The 21,921-nt window shown below is 51.3% G+C and carries 10 protein-coding genes and 1 tRNA gene; 7 read left to right on the top strand and 4 right to left on the bottom strand.

Annotation, left to right across the window (positions count from 1 at the left end):
* Positions 1-108: 108 nt before the first annotated feature.
* Entirely contained in the window at positions 109-2,124 is a 2,016-nt protein-coding gene (gene tkt, locus C7B82_RS30715) for a transketolase (protein WP_106261098.1), read from the bottom strand.
* Between the two features lie 595 nt (positions 2,125-2,719).
* Between tkt and C7B82_RS30710 the strand changes: the two genes are divergently transcribed.
* The 4 genes from C7B82_RS30710 to C7B82_RS30695 all read left to right on the top strand — a co-directional run bounded on the left by C7B82_RS30710 (position 2,720) and on the right by C7B82_RS30695 (position 8,598).
* The gene (locus tag C7B82_RS30710) at positions 2,720-4,990 is read left to right on the top strand and encodes a transglycosylase domain-containing protein (RefSeq protein WP_106261096.1); all 2,271 of its coding nucleotides are present in this window, start codon (positions 2,720-2,722) and stop codon (positions 4,988-4,990) included.
* 470 nt (positions 4,991-5,460) lie between these two features.
* Positions 5,461-6,396, top strand: coding sequence for a hypothetical protein (locus C7B82_RS30705; RefSeq protein ID WP_106261095.1), 936 nt, complete (start codon positions 5,461-5,463; stop codon positions 6,394-6,396).
* Between the two features lie 146 nt (positions 6,397-6,542).
* Complete coding sequence (locus C7B82_RS30700) at positions 6,543-7,049, top strand: pyridoxamine 5'-phosphate oxidase family protein (RefSeq protein ID WP_106261093.1); 507 nt, start codon at positions 6,543-6,545, stop codon at positions 7,047-7,049.
* Between the two features lie 193 nt (positions 7,050-7,242).
* Positions 7,243-8,598, top strand: a complete 1,356-nt coding sequence (locus tag C7B82_RS30695; protein ID WP_245940171.1) for a dihydrolipoyl dehydrogenase family protein — start codon at positions 7,243-7,245, stop codon at positions 8,596-8,598.
* A 50-nt stretch (positions 8,599-8,648) separates the two neighbouring features.
* Here the strand turns inward: C7B82_RS30695 and C7B82_RS30690 are convergent, their stop codons facing one another.
* The 3 genes from C7B82_RS30690 to C7B82_RS30680 form a co-directional block, all read right to left on the bottom strand.
* A complete protein-coding gene (locus tag C7B82_RS30690; RefSeq protein ID WP_106261092.1) occupies positions 8,649-9,605 on the bottom strand; it encodes an FTR1 family iron permease in 957 nt (318 codons plus the stop codon).
* A gap of 220 nt (positions 9,606-9,825) precedes the next feature.
* Complete coding sequence (locus tag C7B82_RS30685) at positions 9,826-10,842, bottom strand: ComEA family DNA-binding protein (protein ID WP_106261090.1); 1,017 nt, start codon at positions 10,840-10,842, stop codon at positions 9,826-9,828.
* Positions 10,843-11,250: 408 nt separating this feature from the next.
* On the bottom strand, positions 11,251-12,261 hold the full coding sequence (locus C7B82_RS30680; RefSeq protein ID WP_106261089.1) for a multicopper oxidase domain-containing protein: 1,011 nt from the start codon (positions 12,259-12,261) through the stop codon (positions 11,251-11,253).
* A 586-nt stretch (positions 12,262-12,847) separates the two neighbouring features.
* Between C7B82_RS30680 and C7B82_RS30675 the strand changes: the two genes are divergently transcribed.
* The 3 genes from C7B82_RS30675 (at position 12,848) to C7B82_RS30665 (ending at position 21,883) form a co-directional block, all read left to right on the top strand.
* Positions 12,848-12,919 (top strand) — tRNA-Gly (locus C7B82_RS30675).
* 119 nt (positions 12,920-13,038) lie between these two features.
* Positions 13,039-13,263, top strand: coding sequence for a regulatory protein SipA (sipA, locus tag C7B82_RS30670; protein WP_106261087.1), 225 nt, complete (start codon positions 13,039-13,041; stop codon positions 13,261-13,263).
* A 184-nt stretch (positions 13,264-13,447) separates the two neighbouring features.
* Positions 13,448-21,883, top strand: coding sequence for an Ig-like domain-containing protein (locus C7B82_RS30665; RefSeq protein WP_106261086.1), 8,436 nt, complete (start codon positions 13,448-13,450; stop codon positions 21,881-21,883).
* Positions 21,884-21,921: the final 38 nt, after the last annotated feature.

The following is a 21,921-nucleotide window of genomic DNA, read 5'->3' as shown; positions in this document are numbered from 1 at the left end:
GGCTCCCTGAAAACCCAGAGAGCCTTTATACCGGTCAGCATTTAATCATGTGGTGTGTTTGTTGCTAGTAAAACCGTTGCTTGTAACAGTTCTACTACTAACCACGCTTTACCCCAGTAATGCGTTTGCTCTCGCAACCACATTCTCAACGGTAAAGCCGAATTTCTCCATGATTTTGCCGCCGGGAGCCGAAACACCAAAGCGATCGACGCCAAGGATGTCACCCTCAGCCCCAGCATATTTTTGCCAGCCCATGGTGATACCGGCCTCTACAACCAGACGCTTGGTCACGGCTTTGGGTAGTACCGACTCTTTGTAAGCCGCATCTTGCGCTTCAAAGAGTTCCCAGGAGGGCATCGAGACCACACGGACTTTGGTACCTTCGCTGGTCAACTGCTCGGCGGCTTTGACGCAAAGACCCACTTCAGACCCTGTGCCAATCAAGATTAGGTCAGGCGCACCATCGGAGTCGATAACTGCATAGGCTCCCTTAGCAACGCCCTCGATCGACGAGCCTGCCAGATTGGGCACCGCCTGACGCGAGAACGCAATCAAGGTGGCACGGTTTTGGTTCGCATTGAGCACCGCTACTTTGTAAGCACCGGAGGTTTCTGTGCCATCAGCGGGACGCAGCACGGTAAGGTCGGGAATCGCTCGCAAAGATGCGATCGTCTCAACGGGTTGGTGGGTCGGGCCATCTTCACCCAAAGCAACGGAGTCGTGAGTCATGACCCAGATGACGCCAGCTTGAGACAGTGCCGAGAGGCGAATGGCTCCTCGCATGTAGTCGGTGAAGATGAGGAACGTGGCGCCGTAGGGAATCAATCCCGATCCGTGCAGCGCCATGCCGTTACAGATGGCTCCCATACCGTGTTCGCGTACCCCGAAGTGGACGTTACGATTTTCGTAGTGCCCTTTCTGGAAGTTGCCGGAGCCTTTTAGCTCGGTGAGGTTGGAGTGGGTCAGGTCAGCCGAACCACCGATGAGTTCTGGCAGCACTTTTGCCAGCGCATTCAGGCTGATTTCGGAGTGTTTGCGGGTGGCAAGCTGTTTGTCTTCGGGTTTGTAGGTGGGCAACGCTTTGTCCCAACCGTCGGGCAATTTGCCGCTGAGCAAGCGATCGAACTCGGCTGCTTTCTCTGTGTACTTGGTTTTGTACTGGGCCCAGGTTTCGTTCCATTCTGCTTCCAGGCTGGCACCCCGATCGACCGCTTGACGCAGATGAGCCAACGCATCATCGGGCACCACGAAGGGTTCGTATTCCCAGCCCAGGTTGTCGCGGGTGAGCTTGATTTCGTCGGGACCCAGCACCGAGCCATGAGCGTCAGCCGTGCCTTGCTTGTTGGGCGAACCGTAGCCGATCGTGGTTGTGACCTTGATCATCGTGGGCTTATCTGTCACCGCTTTTGCTTCTGCGATCGCTTTCGCAATGGCATCTAAATCCGTGTTGCCGTTTTCCACGTGCAGCACATGCCAGCCATAGGCTTCAAACCGCTTGGAGACATCTTCGGTAAAGGCAATGTCTGTGGAACCATCGATCGAAATATGGTTGTCATCGTAGAGTGCAATCAGCTTGCCTAGACCCAGATGCCCTGCCAGCGAACAGGCTTCACCGGACACGCCTTCCATGTTGCAACCATCGCCCAGAATGACGTAGGTATAGTGGTCTACTAGGGTCAGGTCAGGCTGGTTGAACTTTGCTGCCAGGTGCGCTTCAGCGATCGCTAACCCAACCGCGTTGGCAATACCCTGCCCTAAAGGCCCAGTGGTGACTTCCACACCGGGCGTCTCAAAGTTTTCAGGATGTCCGGGCGTTTTCGATTCCCACTGGCGAAATTGCTTGATGTCGTCGATCGAAACACTGTCATAACCCGTCAAATACAGCAGCGCGTACTGCAACATACAGCCGTGACCCGCCGACAGCACAAAGCGATCGCGGTTAAACCACTTGGGATTCTTAGGATTAAACCGCAAAAACTGATCCCACAGGACAAACGCCATCGGCGCTGCACCCATCGGCAGTCCAGGGTGACCGGATTTCGCTTTCTCTACAGCATCGACCGCTAGGAAACGAATGGAGTTGACACAAAGTTCTTGGAGGGTTTGGGTGGTTGCGACAGCCATGACTTCTTCTAGTTAAATAAGGGCGTTGGGTGTGGGCAGATGCAAGGATGAGTGATTGTTGTCAACGATTATACAAATTACAAACAGTAAGCAACTATACCTATTGCTTATAGTTTTAAGTTTATAACTTAAGCTGCCAATGATCTATCCCTTGAGCAAGCAAATCTGAGCAGTCAGCCGCCAGCGGTCAGCGGTCAGCCAGGAGGAAAGCTGATAGCTAATGGCTGATACCTGAATTCGAGCTAATCACTTCGTTGCGGCTCCACCAGGAAATTAATTTCCTGGCTCATAAGCGAAAGTCAGTTTTAACTGGCTGCATGGCTCACTCTGTTACTTTTTGAGTCCATTTAAATGGACTCGCCTATCAGCCCGCAATTCATTGCAAGGCGGGTAAGGGCGTGTGCAGAAAGAGTTGCCAGCCACTAGGCTTTATGGGCATGAGTCAAAAAGAAAGCTGACCGCTGACCGCTGAAAGCCGATGCCACACAAGTATGATTCATGACCGCTGCGGTTGTTTAGAATAAGGCTGAAGCAGACTGGAACACAGTGATCAGACTGTGATGCTGATCTCGGCACTTCTTGAATTGGACGACTCATGACCCAGCCCCCCCGTCGATCGCAAACGCTTGTTGGTGCCATTACCCAGGCAGTGCAAACTGTTCAGGCGAAGATTAATTTTTCGAAGCTGAAACTGAAGGCGAATGCGCGTGTCCCAGAGCTACGGGTACAGGATGCGGGAGCCGATCAGGCTGATGTGTATCCGCTGTTGGGCGATCGCTATGTGTTGGGGCGTAGTTCTAGAACCTGCGACATTGTGGTGCGCAATCCGGTTGTCAGCCAGGTGCATCTCTCACTGAACCGCGACAGCCAGCGATCGAGTTTCCTGGGAGCGCTCTTTCGCCCACCGTTCTTTCTCAAAGACGAAAACTCGACCAACGGCATTTATCGCGGCAAGCGACGGGTAAAAGCGACCCAACTGCGGCACAATGCCGTCTACACCTTGGGACCACCGGAACTGGCAGCGGCGGTGCGCATTCAATTTATCGATCCGCCCCCCTGGTATGTGAAAGCCGTTCGCTATGGCATGTATGGCCTTGGCGGCGTGACGGCACTGGCTGTTGTCGGTGTGCTGATTGAGTGGCAGAAGTTCTCGGTGCAGCCGTTGCCTGCTTCGGTGCAGGGGCCGTTTGTCGTCTATGCACGTGACGAGCAAACGCCACTCAGCCCAGTGACTAACCGCACCCATACTGAGTTCAAGAACCTGTCCGATTTTTCGCCGTATCTAGCAAAGGCTGCGATCGCGTCTGAAGATTCTCGCTATTACTGGCATTTCGGCGTTGACCCGATCGGCACTCTGCGAGCGGTGGTGACTAACATCCGGGGCGGTGGCATTCGGGAGGGTGGTAGTACGCTGACGCAGCAGCTTGCTCGGAGCCTGCTGCGTCAATACGTGGGCACGGAAGATTCGGCCGGACGCAAACTGCGCGAAGCGGCGGTGGCTCTGAAGCTGGAAACGGTCTACAGCAAGGACTTTTTGATGCTCACCTACCTGAATCGGGTGTATTTGGGCAATGAGGCGTATGGCTTTGAAGATGCGGCTCAACTGTATTTGAATAAATCGGCTAAAGATTTAACGCTCTCGGAAGCGGCAACGCTGGTGGGTATTTTGCCTGCGCCTAACAGCTTTAACCCGGTGCGAAATTATGACAAGGCGATCGAGCTGCGTAATCGGGTGCTCGATCGCATGGCAACGCTAAATATGGCGAGTGCTGATGACATTCAACGGGCACGGCGATCGCGCGTTGACGTGAATCCCAAAGCCAAAGCAGAGCTGGATAATGTCATCGCGCCTTACTACTACAGCTACGTCTTCACCGAACTCCAGCAGCTCTTGGGTGCAGATCTGGCGGAAGAGGGCAACTTCATTATCAAGACTGGCCTCGATCCGCAAATGCAGTCCAAAGCAGAGGCGACCCTGCGTGATGCGGTGAGCAGTGCTGGCACTAGCGCTGGCTTTTCGCAAGGGGCGATCGTCACGATGGATGCCAAAACAGGCGAACTGCTGGCTCTGGTAGGTGGCGTCGATTACAAGAAAAGCCAGTTCAATCGGGCGTCTCAGGCCATGCGGCAACCCGGCTCGACGTTTAAGGTGTTTACCTACACGACGGCGATCGAGCAAGGCATCTCACCGGGCAACGCCTACTCGTGTGCCCCGCTCAACTGGGACGGGCAGTACTTCGCAGGCTGTCGATCGGGTGGTGGCAGTCTGGATATGTACACGGGTATTGCGCAATCGGAGAACGTGATCGCGCTGCGGATTGCTCAAGAAGTGGGCTTGAACAACGTGATTCGTACGGCTCAACGTATGGGCCTTTCCTCAACGCTGAAAGCCGCACCGGGGCTGGTGATTGGTCAAAGCGAAGTCACGCCTCTAGAGATGACGGGTGCCTTCAGCATTTTTGCAAACGGTGGGATCAGTAATCCACCCCGCGCCATTCGCCAGGTGTTGGATGGCGGTGACTGCAAAAACCCAAAGGACTTGAAGACCTGTCGGGTCATCTACAGTGCCGATCGCGACCCTCGCCTAAATCAGCCTGTGCTGAAACCCGAAGTGGCAGACATGATGACAACGCTGCTACGTGGTGTGGTGAGTGGTGGCACTGGACGAGCCGCCGCGATCGGGCAAGGCGAAGCGGGCAAAACAGGTACCACCAATGACAACGTAGATCTCTGGTTTATTGGCTATATTCCCAACGGGTTAGTAACTGGTATCTGGTTGGGAAACGATAATAATTCACCGACTTCGGGCAGTAGTGGTGAAGCGGCTCAAATTTGGGGCACCTACATGAGTAAAGTTGTTCGCTGACAGGAGTGAGTAATCCTGACTGCCTGACATAAGTGCCTCAAACCTCCGTCTACTATGGCTTGGGGCTGGCGATTAAAATTGCGCCTACAACAACGAAGTCCGCCTCCGCGGACTAGCATCAACAAGGGGTTGAGAACCTGCGGAGGCAGGTTTTGCTCCTGTAGCTGCGGTTTCAACCGCCAAGCGCAGAGATGTGTCAGGCAGTCAGGTGAGTAATCTTGTCGAGCAATCGCTTAAATTACACGAGGAAAGCCTGAATAATCTCCTACTTTTAAATAGAGCCAAAAAAAGCTGTGGATAACTTTGTGGGGTGCTGTTAGCGTTAGCGCATCGCACAAAATTGCTATTAATGGTGCGTTACAGCAATGCCTAACACACCCTACAAAGTTAAGATTGAAGTGCTAGCATTGATGCAGAATTAAGCTACTTTGCTCTTGCATCACTCATCAAAATAACGTCAATGGCTTCAAATGATTAAGCTCGTCAGTGAATTAATAGGAGCGTTAGCAAACCTTCTTTGGCCAATTGTTGTATTGATAATTGCTCTTAAATTTCGTCCTGAGATTCGTATCTTGTTAACTCGACTTAAGAAAGGCAAGCTTCTTGGACAAGAAGTCGAACTTGAATCTAACGTTGAACAACTTCGTGAGACTGTCGAGAAAGCTGAGCGAGAATCTTTACAATCTAGTTCTGCGACTTATTTGTCAGAATCTGATCCAAACAAAAATCGGTTAGAATCAATAGACGTTGTAGCTTCTAACCCATTAGATGGAACACAAGACGCAGCCATTGACAAAATCGTTGATCTGTCTGCTACTGAGCCTCTGGCGGCACTACTTAAGCTATCTCAAACACTTGAGAAGGAATTGAAAGTCTTGGCTGTTTCAACTGCCGTATTGAGATCTAATCAAAGGAGTTCTCCAAGGCAACTGATTCGCCTTATGGCTAGCAAAAACATATTGCCTCCTCATACAGTAGAATCTTTAGATCAGTTTAGAGATGTTCGTAATAAAATAATTCACGAATCAGTGGAAATAAGTCATAGTACTATTTTCAAGGTGCTTGATATAGGTCTTCAGCTACTAAAAACTCTTCGTCAAGTACCAGTAGAAGTAATTACCGTCAATCATCCAGGTATACCCATTTATAAGGATGAAGACTGTGTGGAAGAATATGAAGAAGTTAAGGGGATAATTTTGTATTACACATCTCCTGGTACAGAAATGACAAAAATATGGCCTGTACGAAAAAATGTAGACTTTCAAAAAGGTGACTATGTAACGAAGGATTGGGATTGCAACTACCAATGGGGTCAAGCTTGGTACATCGATCCAGTTACAGACAAGAAGAAAATAGCTTGGACAGGAGTATGTGAGTTTGTCGGAGTGCGTGTGACAGGATTATAGAAAATACTCCGAGCCAAATCATATGCTGTGTATGGGCTGTACATGGAGCGATCGCACTCAATCCACAAAGACCATTCTCTGGAAAGACGATCCATCCCCTCATCCTGCGTAGCATCGATTTAGATGACACAAGCGAGGTACAACAGATGGGAACTGCAACCGATCAAGCGCAAGCCGTGCAAAAGCTACGCGAGTTAATGAAGGACATTTACTTTTGCATGTTGACGACGATCGATGATGATGGCAATCTCCGCAGTCGTCCGATGTCAACCAATGGACAAATTGAGGCCGATGGCAGCCTGTGGTTCTTCACCTATGGCAAGGATCATAAAGTGGTGGAAATCGAGCACCACGATCGCGTCAACGTCAGCTTTGCCGCACCCGATAAACAGCAATACGTCTCGTTATCCGGTAGAGGCGCACTGGTCACCGATCGCAACAAAATTCAAGAGTTATGGAAACCTGACCTGAAAGCCTGGTTCCCTCAAGGCGTTGATGAACCCGATATTGCCTTACTTAAGATCAGCACGGAGAAGGCAGAATATTGGGATGCTCCCGCAGGTTGGGTGGCTAAAGCGATCGGGTTTGCGACATCAGTCGTTACAGGCGAAAAAGCGAACCCTGCTGCACATGAAAAAATCGATTTGCGCTAACGCTAAGGGTCGTGACTTAAATAACCTGTAAATTTAGGATTCGATCGGGCCATGGCACTACCATGTCCCGACCCAGAAAATGGCACGAGTACGAGCCACATCTGCATTAATCCCTTACTCAGCCTGCTCTCAAGCAAGCTTTAGCTTAAAGTGTAAGCATTTCATACAGCGATGGTTTCAAGGAGGCGAGTCAGTGGTAGAAACAGCAGATGTCATGATCATTGGGAGCGGTCAGGGTGGCGTGCCACTAGCGGCTGATTATGCCAAAGAAGGCCGCAAGGTTGTCGTGTTTGAACGAGATGCTTTGGGCGGTAGCTGCATCAACTATGGCTGCACACCGTCAAAGGCGTTTCTGGCAGCAGCGCATGGCGCCGGACGGGCGCGTCAGACCGAAAAACTTGGCATTCATACTCAGGTCAACGTCGATTTCCCAGCCGTGATGGAGCGTGTACGAGGGATACGCGATCGCTTCAATCAAGGGGTTCACAAGCGTCTGGAAAGTGCTGGCGTTCGGGTTATTTGTGCCGAAGCATCGTTTGTGGATGAACGCACGGTGAAAGGCGGTGATGTCACTATTCAAGCGCCTCTCGTCGTCATCAATACAGGCACATCGTCGTTGGTTCCTGATCTGCCTGGTCTGGCGGGCACTCCCTACCTCACCAACCGAAACTTTTTTGATCTAAAAACCCTACCATCTCGGTTGTTAGTTCTGGGAGCAGGCTACATCGGTCTGGAATTGGGGCAGGGACTGGCACGGTTGGGCAGTGAAACGCATCTGATTGTGCGAGGCGATCGCGTGCTGGGGCAAGAAGAGTCCGATGTGAGCGAGACGTTAGCGGAAGCGTTCAAGCAAGATGGCATCCAGCTTCACTTCGGCGTTAATGCCGAGCGGGTTGCCTATGAGAACAACGTGTTTACCCTGTCTTTAAGCAATGGTGACCAACTTCAGGGAGACGCATTGCTGGTGGTGATTGGACGCAAACCGAATACAGGTGCGCTGAACGTAGCGGCCAGCGGCATTGAGCTAGACGACAAAGGCTTTATCAAAATTGACGACCAGTTCCACACCACCTGTTCGGGTGTTTATGCGATCGGCGACGCTGCCAAACAGCCTGCCTTCACGCATGTTTCCTGGGAAGATTACCGTCGTCTCAAAGCGATTCTCAAGGGTGAACAGCGCAACCGCCACGATCGCGTCCTTGGGTATGCTGTCTATACCGAGCCCCAGGTAGGACGAGTGGGTATGACGTTGGAGCAAGCTCAGAAAAAGGGAATGAATGCTCGTAGTGTTGTACTCCCCATGAGTCAGATCGCACGGGCGATCGAATGGGGACACGAATTAGGCTTTTACCGTATGGTCATCGACACCGACACCGATAAAATTTTGGGTGCAACGCTAGTCGGCTACGAAACGGCAGAGCTAGTACACGTCTTTCTGTCTTTGATGGAAGCGGGAGCAACCTGGCAGTTGCTAGAACAGTCCGTGCACATTCACCCCACCTACGGCGAAGCGTTGCCTAGCCTGGCACGTCTGTTGGTAGAAGACTAGACCAACCCTTCGTAGGGACGTTACATGTAACGTCCCTACCGATGGAACTGTTATTTCCCTACCGATGTTTCGGCATTGATGGCTTTGGTGGAGTTTAGTTTCCAACCCATCACGCTTTTCAAATAAACCCCGCCGATGATCAGAAGGAACAGTACGTAACTCACTGCCTGCACCACATAGAGCTTATCTTCATAGCCAAACAGCGTATGTAAAATCACGCCCGGAAACTGATGGTCAGGCAAGACTTTGCTGGTATTCCAGACCATGGGCCCTAGTACGCAAGACGGAAACTTGGTAAACCGTTCGTAGTAAAAGCAGAGCCCTTCAGACTGACGATCCATCTGGGCAAGGGTACTAATCGCTGTATCAAAATGCCCCAGAGCAGAAACAACCAACCCTCCCACAATCAGCAGCAGAAAAATGCCCATGACCAGGAAAAAGGCGCGGAGGTTGATCTTGACGCCCCAGCGAAAGAGCAGGAAGCCGATCGCGATTGCGCTGACAATACCTGCGGTGGCTCCCAATGCAGGCACCAATCCCTGTTGAAACTTCGCTGCGATGAACAGAACCGTCTCAAAGCCTTCTCGCAGCACCGCGAAAAAGATCAGTCCAAAAATGCCCCACCCGGCTGCATTGTCGCCTTTCAGCGTGGCGCCGATCGCGCCTTCGACCTGCCCTTTAAGCAGGCGTGCCTGTTGGGTCATCCACACCAGCATCCAGCTCAGCATGACGATCGCTGCGACACTAAACACCCCTTCTAGCAATGGCTCGAAGACCGGCGCATATTTTTGGTTAGACGACCCTAGAGACTGAATCACAAAGCCAAAGAGGATGCCCACCAGTGCACTCACGACCAGTCCACCGGCGATGCCACCATAGACCCACGCATTGAGGTGCGACTGTTTTGCTTTTTTGAGGTAGGCGAGCACAATGCCAACCACAAGAGCAGCTTCTACCCCTTCGCGCAGGGTAATGATAAAGGTTGGTAAGGCAGAGCTAAAGTCCATAAGGCAACGCTTGAAAGGATTGCAATGAAGCGGTCGGGGGCTAGGGCAGTTTCTAGAAAACAACTGACATTCTAGAAAACAAATGACACCGTTTTTTTCTACCTTACCTAGGGATGCACGACCATGCATCCCCACAGGGGTAACATCTTTCTCGGCAATCGCCGCAGTGTTTCGTGTGTTCTAGCCCCTGCCTGTCACAAACGTGCAGACACTTACAAGCTTAAGAGGTCTTTACTGCTTTTTGCGTGTCCATCTCGACAGTTTTAATCAGTTGGGATACTTGAGTCGGTGTTTTGACCGCAGCAGCGGGCGGCAGGGCTGCGGGCCAGACTTGCTTGAGCTCAGCCATCGCCTGTTGAATCCCTTTATGCGTTTCAGGGCTTTGCTTCTCCACTTGCGCCGTAACACTGCTGTAAAGTTCATTGGCGTAGGCCACAAAGCCACGGGAATCCTGATATTCGATCGCCTGGGTAATCTTGCCGTTGGCGATCGCGGCACCATATTCCGAGTTCGCTGTATCCAACAACCCATTGATCACTTGCAGCACAAAGTTAGGAGACTGGCGTTGCGCAGGGGGTAGCGTGGCGATCGCGCGATCAATTGCCTCCATCGACGTTTTAAACTCGCTGTTGACTTTAGCGGGATCTTTTGCCCCAGCTTTCACCAAATCTTGCAAGGTGATTAACGTGGTTTTGAATTCCTTGACGTTCCGCTCGGCGAGTTGGTCTTCAACATCCGCATAAATCTCTTCAACGGGATGCCCAATGTGTGGCTCTGCTTGATTGGGCTTTTGCAGATCCAGCAGTTCCTTTGCCACGAGCATATGCCCTTTCATCAAGCCCAGCTTGGTCATGTAGTCAATATCTTTTGCTTCTCCGGTGAGGACAACATCCTCGATCGTCACCATATCTTTGATTTGGTCAAATTGCGCCTGAGTTACCACATTCTTTGACACCAGTTCTTCCGGCTTACCGTAGGGGCGACTTGCCTGAATTTTGTTGGATAACGCGGGTACACCCAATTGCGCTTCGAACTTATCCAACTCAGACAAAATAGCAGTGTTGATGTTGATCTTAGGCTTGCCGCTGTGGGTCATACCGCCCATCGCCATACTGCTTGGCGCAGGCGTAGGACTGCTCGGTGCAGAAGCCGTGTCAGGTGGTTGTGTAGTACATGAAATGAGCACCGTCAAACTTAGAGAAGCAAAGAGCAAGGCAAAAAACCGGAAAAGAGACATGGTTAGATCCAACTATTTTCAACATTTCAACAAGAGACGAAATCAATCAGCAATCAAACGGAATACTTGAGTTTGTAATGGGAGCGTGTCGAGACGGTTCATTGACAGAGAATGGAAAACAAATCTATGCGAACGTCGAGCAGGGAATGTTTCAGCAACATTAATGCCGTTGGCCGATGGATGCTGAAACTCACCTCTACTGGACTTGCGTCCAGGTTCTGGCATTTTAGTTTCATCGCTAAAGACCTGAACCAAGCAAGGCTTATTGAGATTTATTCTTAGTAGTTTTTCTGAAAGCAATTTTGACGCTTTGTAGTAGCACTTGTCAATAAGATTCCCGAAAATTCTTGAGAATTTTTCCTAAAAGTGGGGGGGTGCGTTCAGCAAAGGTTGAACAGGCAGCCTGGGTTAGGTCGTTGCACGATCGACCACATTAAAGTAGCCCATGCAGCCCGCTTCGGCGATCGGATCCTGATGTGGATGGAACATAAACTTGCCAGGATGGCGGTAGGAAAACTCTAGAATGTGCCGTTCTGCCGTTCCCATCGTAATGACATCGGTTTCGTCGTCGGGCTGCAAGTGCCGTCCCGTGCGATAGACCTGAAACAAATTGGCATGGAGGTGAAACGTTGCGACTGGGTCAAACTCAATCATATTCAGCACATACAGCCGAACGAGCTGGTCTTTCTGAATGGTAATAGGGTGCTTCATATAGTAGTGAGGCATCCCATTAAACGCATACAGCTCGTTTTTGTGATCTCCATTGACGTCGTAGCCTGCCATGATCAGCACCATCTCATCTGCGGGCGGGCGCGGCGTTGGTGGGTCAACGATGAACATGCCGTACAGCCCTTTACCAATGTGACGCGCGACAGGCGCAACGTGACAATGGTAAAGGTGCACACCAAATGGTTCCGCGTCGAATTCGTAGATAAACACGCTGCCATTACGAACCGGCTTGATGCCATCCATGCGCGACTCATGCACGCCATGAAAATGCAAGGAATGGGAGTGCCCAGCGCGGTTGTAGAAAATCACACGAATGCGATCGCCTTCTGTGGCACGAAATGTGGGTCCCGGTACCTGTCCGTTCAGGTTCCAGGTGATAAATGAGGTGGCGCTATTGAGCTGCACGGTTGTCGTTTGTGCTTCGACGCGAAATTCACGTACCGTACGCCCGTTTTCGGTAGTGACAGTGCCATAGTCAAACTGACGCAATGTCTTGAGTGGCGTAAAGCCTTGCGGTTCAACGGTTGCCTGGTCAGGTGACGCTGGTATGTGCACTGAGTGCGATCGCGGTTGCCACATTGTCCGCAAGGCGATCGCGCCACCAACGACTCCGGCTCCGGCCAGACCCACTTTCAGTAAGTGCCGCCGACTCCAGAGATCGGTTTTATTCAATGCAAAGCGATCGGGCATAATGCAATCAGCAGTTCCTGATCTGTGCTTTTGAGGGTGTGTACTTACAACAACGGTGCTACTGCAAATAAATTGCAAAAACCTTGTTAGATGGTTAGTATAGAAGTCTTTCTAGCTTATTGTCAATAATTGTCATTTAGATGATGCCTTCGTTTCACGGCTATATGTATTGGCGTATCCAACTATTTTGGAACCCTTTTAGGTCTTTTCAAGCCTTTAAGCTTTTCTTTGGTGCTCTCCTGCTAAGCTTGTTCAGGGGGGCTAAGCCAGTATTCAACTATGATGGTTGCCTGAAAAGTGGGATCGAGGCCGTTGCAACAATGGCAATGTACGCTGTTTCATACCATTTAGCAACGATGAGAAATGGGCATCACTGCATCCCAAACGATCGCTTTTCGCTCAGTTCAAACAGGCTTTCCTGGTAGACATAATGTTTCAATCTGTTGCTACTTTTCATTGCCTTAGCGGCACCCACTGACTGTCTGACCCTGTGGTGATTGCCATCCGTGTTATAATTCATAGAGCTGAAAGTTGGCTCGACGTGGAAAGATGCGGAAATTCAAATAGAGATGATATTGCTTCTTCTGCGGGTATAGTTCAGTGGTAGAACGTCAGCTTCCCAAGCTGAATGTCGTCGGTTCGAGCCCGATTACCCGCTTTTCTAATTAGAATGACGAGAGGCTTGAAGCTTGAGAAGCAGAAAGTAGCTCGTCCAAATTAAGATTGAAGCGATTCTGACAGGCTTCGATTTGACGCTTTCACGACAAGATGAAGATTATGTCAAACGCTATCTCAGTGGGCGATCGTGTCCGTATTATTGCGCTCCCTGCTTTCGTTAAAACGGCTGATCCAATGCCTATGTTGCGTCCTCCCAATGTTCTTTCCGTGGGGTTAGAAGGTCTTGTGATGAATCAACGACCGGGAAATTACTGGAGCGTACGCTTTACCAATGGCACGTTCTTGCTGGAGCAGCAGTACCTGGAAGCGATCGTCGAACGCTAGCAATTGCTTGCAACGCACTTCACTCTGTAAAATCCGAAGCTAGAAACATTCAGCCAAAGTTAATCAGTATTTTTACCGGAAAGCTGGTCTAAAAGGAAAAATTTCATGAACCAGCTTTAAAATCGTTAGCCGCAAAACATATCCGGGCAACATAGCTATGCCATTGCCGAGTTTGTAGCTAGCTATGCCTGATATTGCCGGGAACTCTCTAGGAGCAGCCACAGCGCTGAACCTTACGTCCAATGTTCAAACCTTCCCGGACATTGTGACCCCAACTGGGAATGACTACTACCGCTTCACGCTCAGTCATCGCAGTAGCTTTAACCTGTCTTTGACGGGCTTAAGTGCTGACGCTAACGTTGCCTTACTAAACAGTACCGGTAATGTTCTTAGCGTTAATGGTGTCTTGCAGTCGTCTACCAATACAGGCACGTTAGCTGAATCTATCAACGCCACATTAGACGTTGGGACATATTACATTCGTGTCGGCACTGGTGCTTCTGCTGCCAGTGCTAACTACAGTTTGAATGTGTCTGCCAAGAGTGATCTCAGATCAGATATTCTTTGGCGTAATTATGCCACTGGTGAAAATGTTGTCTGGCAAGTGGCTAATGGATCAGTGGAAGCATTCGCCTCCTTGCAAACCATCACTGATCGGAATTGGGCAATCCAGGGCGGCGATGACTTTAACCAGGATGGTCAAACAGATATTCTATGGCGCAATTACAGCACGGGTCAGAATGCTATCTGGTTGATGAATGGTAATACCTTCAGTACTAGCATCTATATCAATTCTGTTGGCGACACAAATTGGCGCATTAACGGGGCTGGTGATTTTAATAGTGATGGCAAGGCCGATATTGTATGGCGTAATTACAGCACGGGTCAGAATGCCATCTGGCTCATGAATGGCACCGCCTTCAGTTCCGCAATTTACATCAATCCCATCGGCGATGTTAGCTGGCAAATTAACGGGGTTGGTGATTTTAATAGTGATGGTAAGGCCGATATTGTATGGCGTAATTACAGCAGTGGTCAGAATGCCATCTGGCTCATGAATGGCACCGCCTTCAGTTCCGCAATTTACATCAATCCCATCGGCGATGTTAGCTGGCAAATTAGCGGGGTTGGTGATTTCAATAGCGATGGTAAGACCGACCTCCTCTGGCGCAATTACAGCAGTGGTCAGAATGCCATCTGGCTCATGAATGGCACGACCTTCAGTTCAGGTCTTTATCTTCAACCTGTTAGTGATCTTAACTGGCGATCGCGCGCTCCTTTTGTACGCACAGTAGAACCAACTCCCATTAGCGTTGCTGGCAATGCCTTGTCCAATGCGTTCAATGTGGGTGACAGTTTGACGGGCAGCGGTACATATCGCGATACGGTCAGCAGTCTAGACAGCGACTACTACCGGCTCAATTTGAGCACTCCTAGCGCTGTTAGCCTGACGCTCACAGGCTTAACTGATAATTTAGACGTGCAGTTGATCAACAGCAGTAACCAGCTTTTGCAAAGTTCGACGCTGAGTAACACCAACTCAGAAACGATCAACAGCATATTGAATGCAGGCGTTTATTACGTTCGGGTGTATACCGCTAATGGTGGTAGCAGTGCCTATGCGCTCAACCTGGGCATTAATAACCTGCCAGTGTTGGTGAGCAATGCCGGACTAACGGTTGATGAGAGTGCTGCTGCAACGATTGGCAGCACTTTGCTCCAAGTGACCGACAATGACGATCCAATCGCGCAGTTGACGTATACAGTCGGGAGTTTGCCTGGTCATGGGGCCCTCTCTCTGAATGGAGTTGCGATCCTCGCTGGAGCCACGTTCACTCAAACAGATGTCACCAGTAACAAGCTCCGCTATCAGCACGATGGGGGCGAAAGTCTCTCTGATAGCTTCAGTTTTACTGTGTCAGATGCGGCTGGTGGAGCGATCGCAAGCAACACCTTTAGCATTACCGTGAATCCGGTAAACGATGCTCCAGTCCTGGCTGCCCCAGGTGGGCAGACGGTCGATCAAAATGCCAATTCGCTCATCACGGGTGTGAGTCTGAACGACCCAGATGCAGGCACTGGCAGCGAAACCATCACGATCTCAGCCGCAAATGGCTTAGTGTCTCTGGGCTTAACAGCAGGTTTAACCTTTGCACAAGGAAACGGTAGTCCAGCCACCTCCATTACTGCTAGCGGTACGCTGAGTGCCATTAACAATGCACTGACCAGCCTGATTTATCGTAGTAATGCCTCCTTCCAGGGCAATGACACCATCAGCCTTACCGTTAATGACAATGGCAATACGGGTAAGGGTGGAGCGCTGACTGACAGCAAAACGATCGCAGTGACGGTGAATCCTGTTAACAAGGCACCTGCTATCACTGTGCCAGCCTCGCAATCAGTTAACGAAGATACCAGTCTCTCCCTGTCTGGTATCAGCATTAGTGATCTAGATGCTGGCGGCGGCAATGTCACTGTGAGCCTCTCAGCTGTGAATGGTGTGCTTTCCCTCGGCGCAACCGCAGGGCTAACGTTTGTGACTGGCACGGGTTCTAAAGACCGAAATCTCACCATTACAGGAACCCTAGCGCTGATTAATACGGCACTGAGTAGTTTATCTTACCAGAGCAATAAGGACTTTAACGGCTCTGATTTGGTTTCCATCAGCGTGAATGATAACGGGAACACGGGCAACGGCGTTCCCCTGTCTGATACGAAGAGTCTGCTAGTCACTGTGACGCCAGTTAATGATGCTCCAGTGTTGACGGTGCCCGTGGCTCAGGCCGTCAATGAGAACACGCTTTTACAGGTGACGGGCATTAGCATTGCTGATGTGGATGCTGGCAGTGGCGCGATCGCGGTGAGTCTGTCAGCGACAAGCGGGAAGCTTTCACTGGGCACGACAACGGGGCTATCCTTCACCAGTGGTAGCGGTAGTCCGAGCGCCAGTCTAATTTTCAGCGGCACACTGGCAGCAATTAACAGTGCTCTCAGTACTCTCATGTACGAGGGAAATACCAATTTTACGGGTGCTGATTTCATTAGCATCAACGTGAATGATAACGGCAATACAGGCTTTGGCATCCCGCTGAGTGACAGCAAGACGATCGCGATCAACGTGCTGGGCGTCAATCAGGCTCCTGTGATTAAAGTACCGCTGGCGCCCTCTACGGTTGCTAACACCAATTTGGCGATCGCGGGTGTCAGCATTAGCGATCCAGATGCAGCCGGTGGCACTGAGACGGTGACGATCGTCGCTGCCAATGGTGTGCTTTCGCTGCCGTCCAATACGGGGTTGACCTTTACTCAAGGCACAGGCAACCAAAACAGTCGCATCACCTTCCGAGGGACGCTAGCTGCCATTAACACGGCGATCGGCAACCTCATTTACCGCAGCTATCCTGGTTTTACTGGCTTCGACACCATCAGCATCAGTGTCAACGATGAAGGCAACACAGGCATTGGCACGGCTCTATCTGACACCAAAACCCTGTTTGTCAATGTGGGTGGCGCACTCAATAGCCCTCCCACAGCCAACCCCGACAGCTACACCACGACTCGCAATACTGCTCTCACGGCCGCTGGACAGGGTGTCCTTGCCAACGATACAGATCCCGAAAACAATGCACTGACCGCTAACCTGTTAACTACACCCACAAACGGCACTGTTGTCTTTAATAGCAGCGGTACCTTCACATACACACCAAATACCAACTATGTCGGCTCCGATCGCTTCACTTACCAGGCAAGCGATGGCATTGGTAACTCTAATCCCGCTACAGTCAGTATTTCTGTCACAGCACCTGTTAATCAAGCGCCACTAGCAGTAGCAGATGCCTTCACGCTGAATCAGAACAGCACCTTCAGCAGTGGGAATGTGCTGACCAACGACAGTGACCCGGACAACAACGTACCGCTCACGGCTCAACTAGTGGCCAATCCCACCCAAGGAACGCTGACCCTCAATAGCAACGGCAGCTTTACTTATATCCCCACCACCAACTTCACCGGCACCGACCGCTTCACCTATGTAGCGAAAGACGCACTGGGTCTGGCATCCACCACAGCCACGGTCAGTCTCACAGTGAACGCCGTCAATCAAGCGCCACTAGCAGTAGCAGATGCCTTCACGCTGAATCAGAACAGCACCTTCAGCAGTGGGAATGTGCTGACCAACGACAGTGACCCGGACAACAACGTACCGCTCACGGCTCAACTAGTGGCCAATCCCACCCAAGGAACGCTGACCCTCAATAGCAACGGCAGCTTTACTTACATCCCCACCACCAACTTCACCGGCACCGACCGCTTCACCTATGTAGCGAAAGACGCACTGGGTCTGGCATCCACCACCGCGACGGTCAGTCTCACGGTGAATGCGGTGAACCAAGCCCCACTAGCAGTTGCGGATAGTTTCACGCTGAATCAGAACAGCACCTTCAGCAGTGGGAATGTGCTGACCAACGACAGTGACCCGGACAACAACGTGCCGCTCACGGCCCAACTGGTGGCCAATCCGACCCAAGGAACGCTGACCCTCAATAGCAACGGCAGCTTCACTTACATCCCCACCACCAACTTCACCGGCACCGACAACTTCACCTACGTGGCGAAAGACGCGCTGGGTCTAGCTTCTACCACCGCGACGGTCAGTCTCACGGTGAATGCGGTGAACCAAGCCCCACTAGCAGTTGCGGATAGTTTCACGCTGAATCAGAACAGCACCTTCAGCAGTGGGAATGTGCTGACCAACGACACTGACCCGGACAACAACGTGCCGCTCACGGCCCAACTGGTGGCCAATCCGACCCAAGGAACGCTGACCCTCAATAGCAACGGCAGCTTCACTTACATCCCCACCACCAACTTCACCGGCACCGACAACTTCACCTACGTGGCGAAAGACGCGCTGGGTCTAGCTTCTACCACCGCGACGGTCAGTCTCACAGTGAATGCCGTCAATCAATCACCTGTCGCAGTCGGGGATGCTTTTAGAGCTGTAACCAGTACACCCTTGACGGTTTCAGCGTCGAATGGGGTGTTGAAGAATGATACTGATGCGGATAGTCCAACGCTGACAGCTCTTGTAGTTAGTGCTCCCAGCAATGGTAGTCTCGCCCTCAACAGCAATGGCTCCTTTGTCTATACGCCCACGACCAACTTTAGTGGTACTGACACGTTTGTCTATAAAGCAAATGATGGCAACACGAATTCAAATCTCGCCACTGTAACGCTGACTGTTTTTAGTAATACGGCTCCAACTGCCAATACGGACACCTATGCTGTTGCTGCTGGTGCGCCTCTCACGGTAAATCAACTGTCTGGCATACTGCAAAATGATAGTGATGTAGATGGTGATACCTTAACTGCAAGCTTAGTGACCTCCAGCAGCGGTAGTCTGACCTTCAATAACGATGGCACGTTTACTTACATTCCGAATGCAGGCGTCATCAGTGGCACCGATACGTTTGTGTATCAGGTGAGTGATGGCTTCGTGAATTCTGCTCCAGCGACGGTGACACTGAGTATTGGTACGAATGCAGCTCCGATCGTCCAAAATGATACCTATACTGCCTCCGCTGGTAGTACCTTAACCGTCGATCAATTCTCTGGTGTCCTTAACAACGATACTGACGCGCAGCCACTGACTGCCAGCCTTGTAAGCGGTACTGCCAATGGTAGCCTCACGCTAAATACCAACGGCTCCTTTACTTACATACCCAACGTCTCTTTTACCAGTGGCACCGATACCTTTGTTTATCAGGCAAGTGACGGGGCTTTGACCGCTTCTGCAACCGTCACGCTTACCGTCACTAGCGCGACGGCTCCGATCGCCCAAAATGACTCTTATCAGGTAGTCGCAGGGACAACACTCACCGTTGGACAGACGGCCAGCATCCTGAATAACGATAGCAACATTAATGGAGCGACCCTCACAGCCCAACTTGTTAGCTCTGCTAGTAAAGGAACGCTCACCTTTAACAATGATGGCACCTTCGTGTATACGCCGAACGTTGGGGTCACTGGCACTACCGATACTTTTGTCTATCAGGTGAACGACGGTGTGCTTAACTCTAGCCCGGCTACAGTGACACTGACGATCACTGCCAACGCGCGTCCATTAGTGACTAACGATAGCTATGGAGTCGTCACCAATACTCCCCTGACCGTGAATGCACAGGGGATCCTGGCGAACGATACAGACAGCGATATTGGTCAAACGCTAAAAGCGCTGCTGGTCAGTCAACCCAGTCATGGCAGCCTGCTCTTACGGGTCGATGGCTCCTTTGTGTATACGCCAGATCCTGGCTATCTCGGTGTAGATACCTTTACATACAGAGCCAATGATGGCCTCCAAGACTCTGCCAGCCTGGGTACTGTATCGCTGACGATCGCAGCCAATGCAGCGCCGATCGCCAATGCCGACACCTACAGCGTCAACAAGAACAACACACTCATCATCAATGCGACGAATGGAGTGTTGAAAAACGATACGGACATTGATCCGCTCACTGCTAGCGTGGTCACTTCACCGACGAAAGGTAGTCTCACCCTCAACAGCGATGGAGCCTTTACGTATACACCTAACGCTGGCGTGACCAATACCACAGACACCTTTGTCTATAGGGCAAGCGATGGTAGCCTCAACTCTAATGCCACTGTGACCGTCACGATTAAGGACACCAGCTCACCACCAACAGCAGTCAACGACGCAGGTTACACCGTGAATGCGAACGGAACGCTGACGATCGCAGCCACCAGCGTACTGGCGAATGATACTGATCCAGAGGGCGATGTGCTCAAGGCGGTGAGCGGCACCGCTCCTAGCCACGGTACGGTTACCCTTAACAGCAGTGGCGCTTTTGTCTACACGCCCACTGCTGGTTATATTGGTGCCGACAGTTTCACCTACTTTGCCAACGATGGCATTGCCAACTCGCTGAACCCAGCCACCGTTTCGATCACGGTTGGGGGTGCTAATCAGTCCCCTGTGCTCACTCTGCCGGGCAGTCAGGTCGTCTTCCGCAACACCGATCTGGTCATTCAATCAGGGCTCAGCATTAGCGATCCAGATGCGGGTACTAGTCCGGTTGCTGTGACGCTAGCAGCTAGTAGCGGCAACCTGACGCTCAGCACCACAAGTAATCTGACGGTTAGCGGTAACGGGAGTCAAACAGTCACCCTCTCTGGCAGCGTGACTAACGTCAACGCCGCTCTGATTAACCTTCTCTACCGCCCTGTCAGTTCTGGCTTTACTGGTTTCGACCAGATCGCGATCGCGGTTAACGACAATGGCAACACAGGCTCAGGTGGTGCTCAAACCACGAATGGCACAATCAACATCAATGTTTCCAATGGCCCTGTTCTGGTTCAGGACATTAACCCCACTCAAAACGCAACGGCGACAGGCACCGTCAGTTCAACCCCAACCAACCTCACAGCCGCTGGTAGCAAGCTCTTCTTCTCAGCCAATGATGGGGTGACGGGACTTGAGCTATGGAGTAGTGATGGTACCAGTACAGGCACCACGCTGATCGCTGACCTCAATAGCACCCCAGACACCAGCGGCTCTTCCAATCCCAGCAACCTGACGGTGATTGGCAATACGCTGTACTTTACGGCCAATAATGGTATTAGAGGCACGGAACTTTGGAAAGCTGATTTGACAGGCGCAACGGCACCAACCATTGTTAAAGACATCCGATCGGGCGCAAACAGCTCCTTGCCTCGCAATCTGGTGAACTTCAACGGGACGCTCTACTTTGAAGCCGATGATGGCAGTGGACTGGTGCTGTGGAAGACCGATGGTACGTTGGGTGGCACTGTTAAGGTCGAGAGCACGACTAGTTATAGTCAGCCTGGATTGTTAGCGGTCGCTGGCAATACGCTGTACTTTACCGCAGGCAACGGTAGCCAACTCTGGCGGATTAATGCTGCCGGAACGCAGACCACGCTGTTGCAAGACATTAGTTCGGGTGCTGGCATTAGTAACCTGGTGGCGATCGGCAACACCATTTTCTTTACTGCCACCGATAGCAGTAATGGCGTGGAACTGTGGCGTAGCGATGGCACAGCAGTCGGAACAACCCGCATTTCCAACATTAATCCGGGAGTGGGTGACGCAAACCCCAGTGGCCTGGTGAATCTCAATGACACGCTTTACTTCTTTGCAAAGAATGGGTCTAATGTTTCTGGGCTGTGGCAGAGTACAGCAGCCGGAATCGTCTCTCTAGTCACAGCGCTACCGTCAGCAGGACAGTTGCCAACTAGCCTGACTATGGTTGGGTCGAAGCTGTTCTTTGTGGTTGATGCAGGTACTAGCAGCATCCCTGATCTGCAACTGTGGCAGAGTGATGGTACTAGTGGCAGTCTTGTAACGGCGATCAATGCTACTGGTAATGATGCGGTGGCATCCCTTACCAACGTGAACGGGAGTCTGTTCTTTACTGCCAATGATGGCAGTACCCGGATTTGGAAGAGCGATGGTACTGTTGCTGGCACTGTTCCAATCAGCGCTAGCTTTACGGGCATCACGCCTCGTAACCTTACAGCCGTTGGCAATCGCCTTTTCTTTACAGCCGAAGCAACGACGACTGGCGAGGAACTGTTTGTTCTCTAACCAGAGACTCATGGCCAGTGGCTAGAAAGTTGGCAGAG

The sequence above is a fragment of the Stenomitos frigidus ULC18 genome, assembly GCF_003003795.1.
Taxonomy (GTDB): domain Bacteria; phylum Cyanobacteriota; class Cyanobacteriia; order Leptolyngbyales; family Leptolyngbyaceae; genus Stenomitos; species Stenomitos frigidus_A.
Note: the sequence above shows the minus strand (reverse complement) of the source record. Positions and strands in the feature narration are given on the sequence as shown.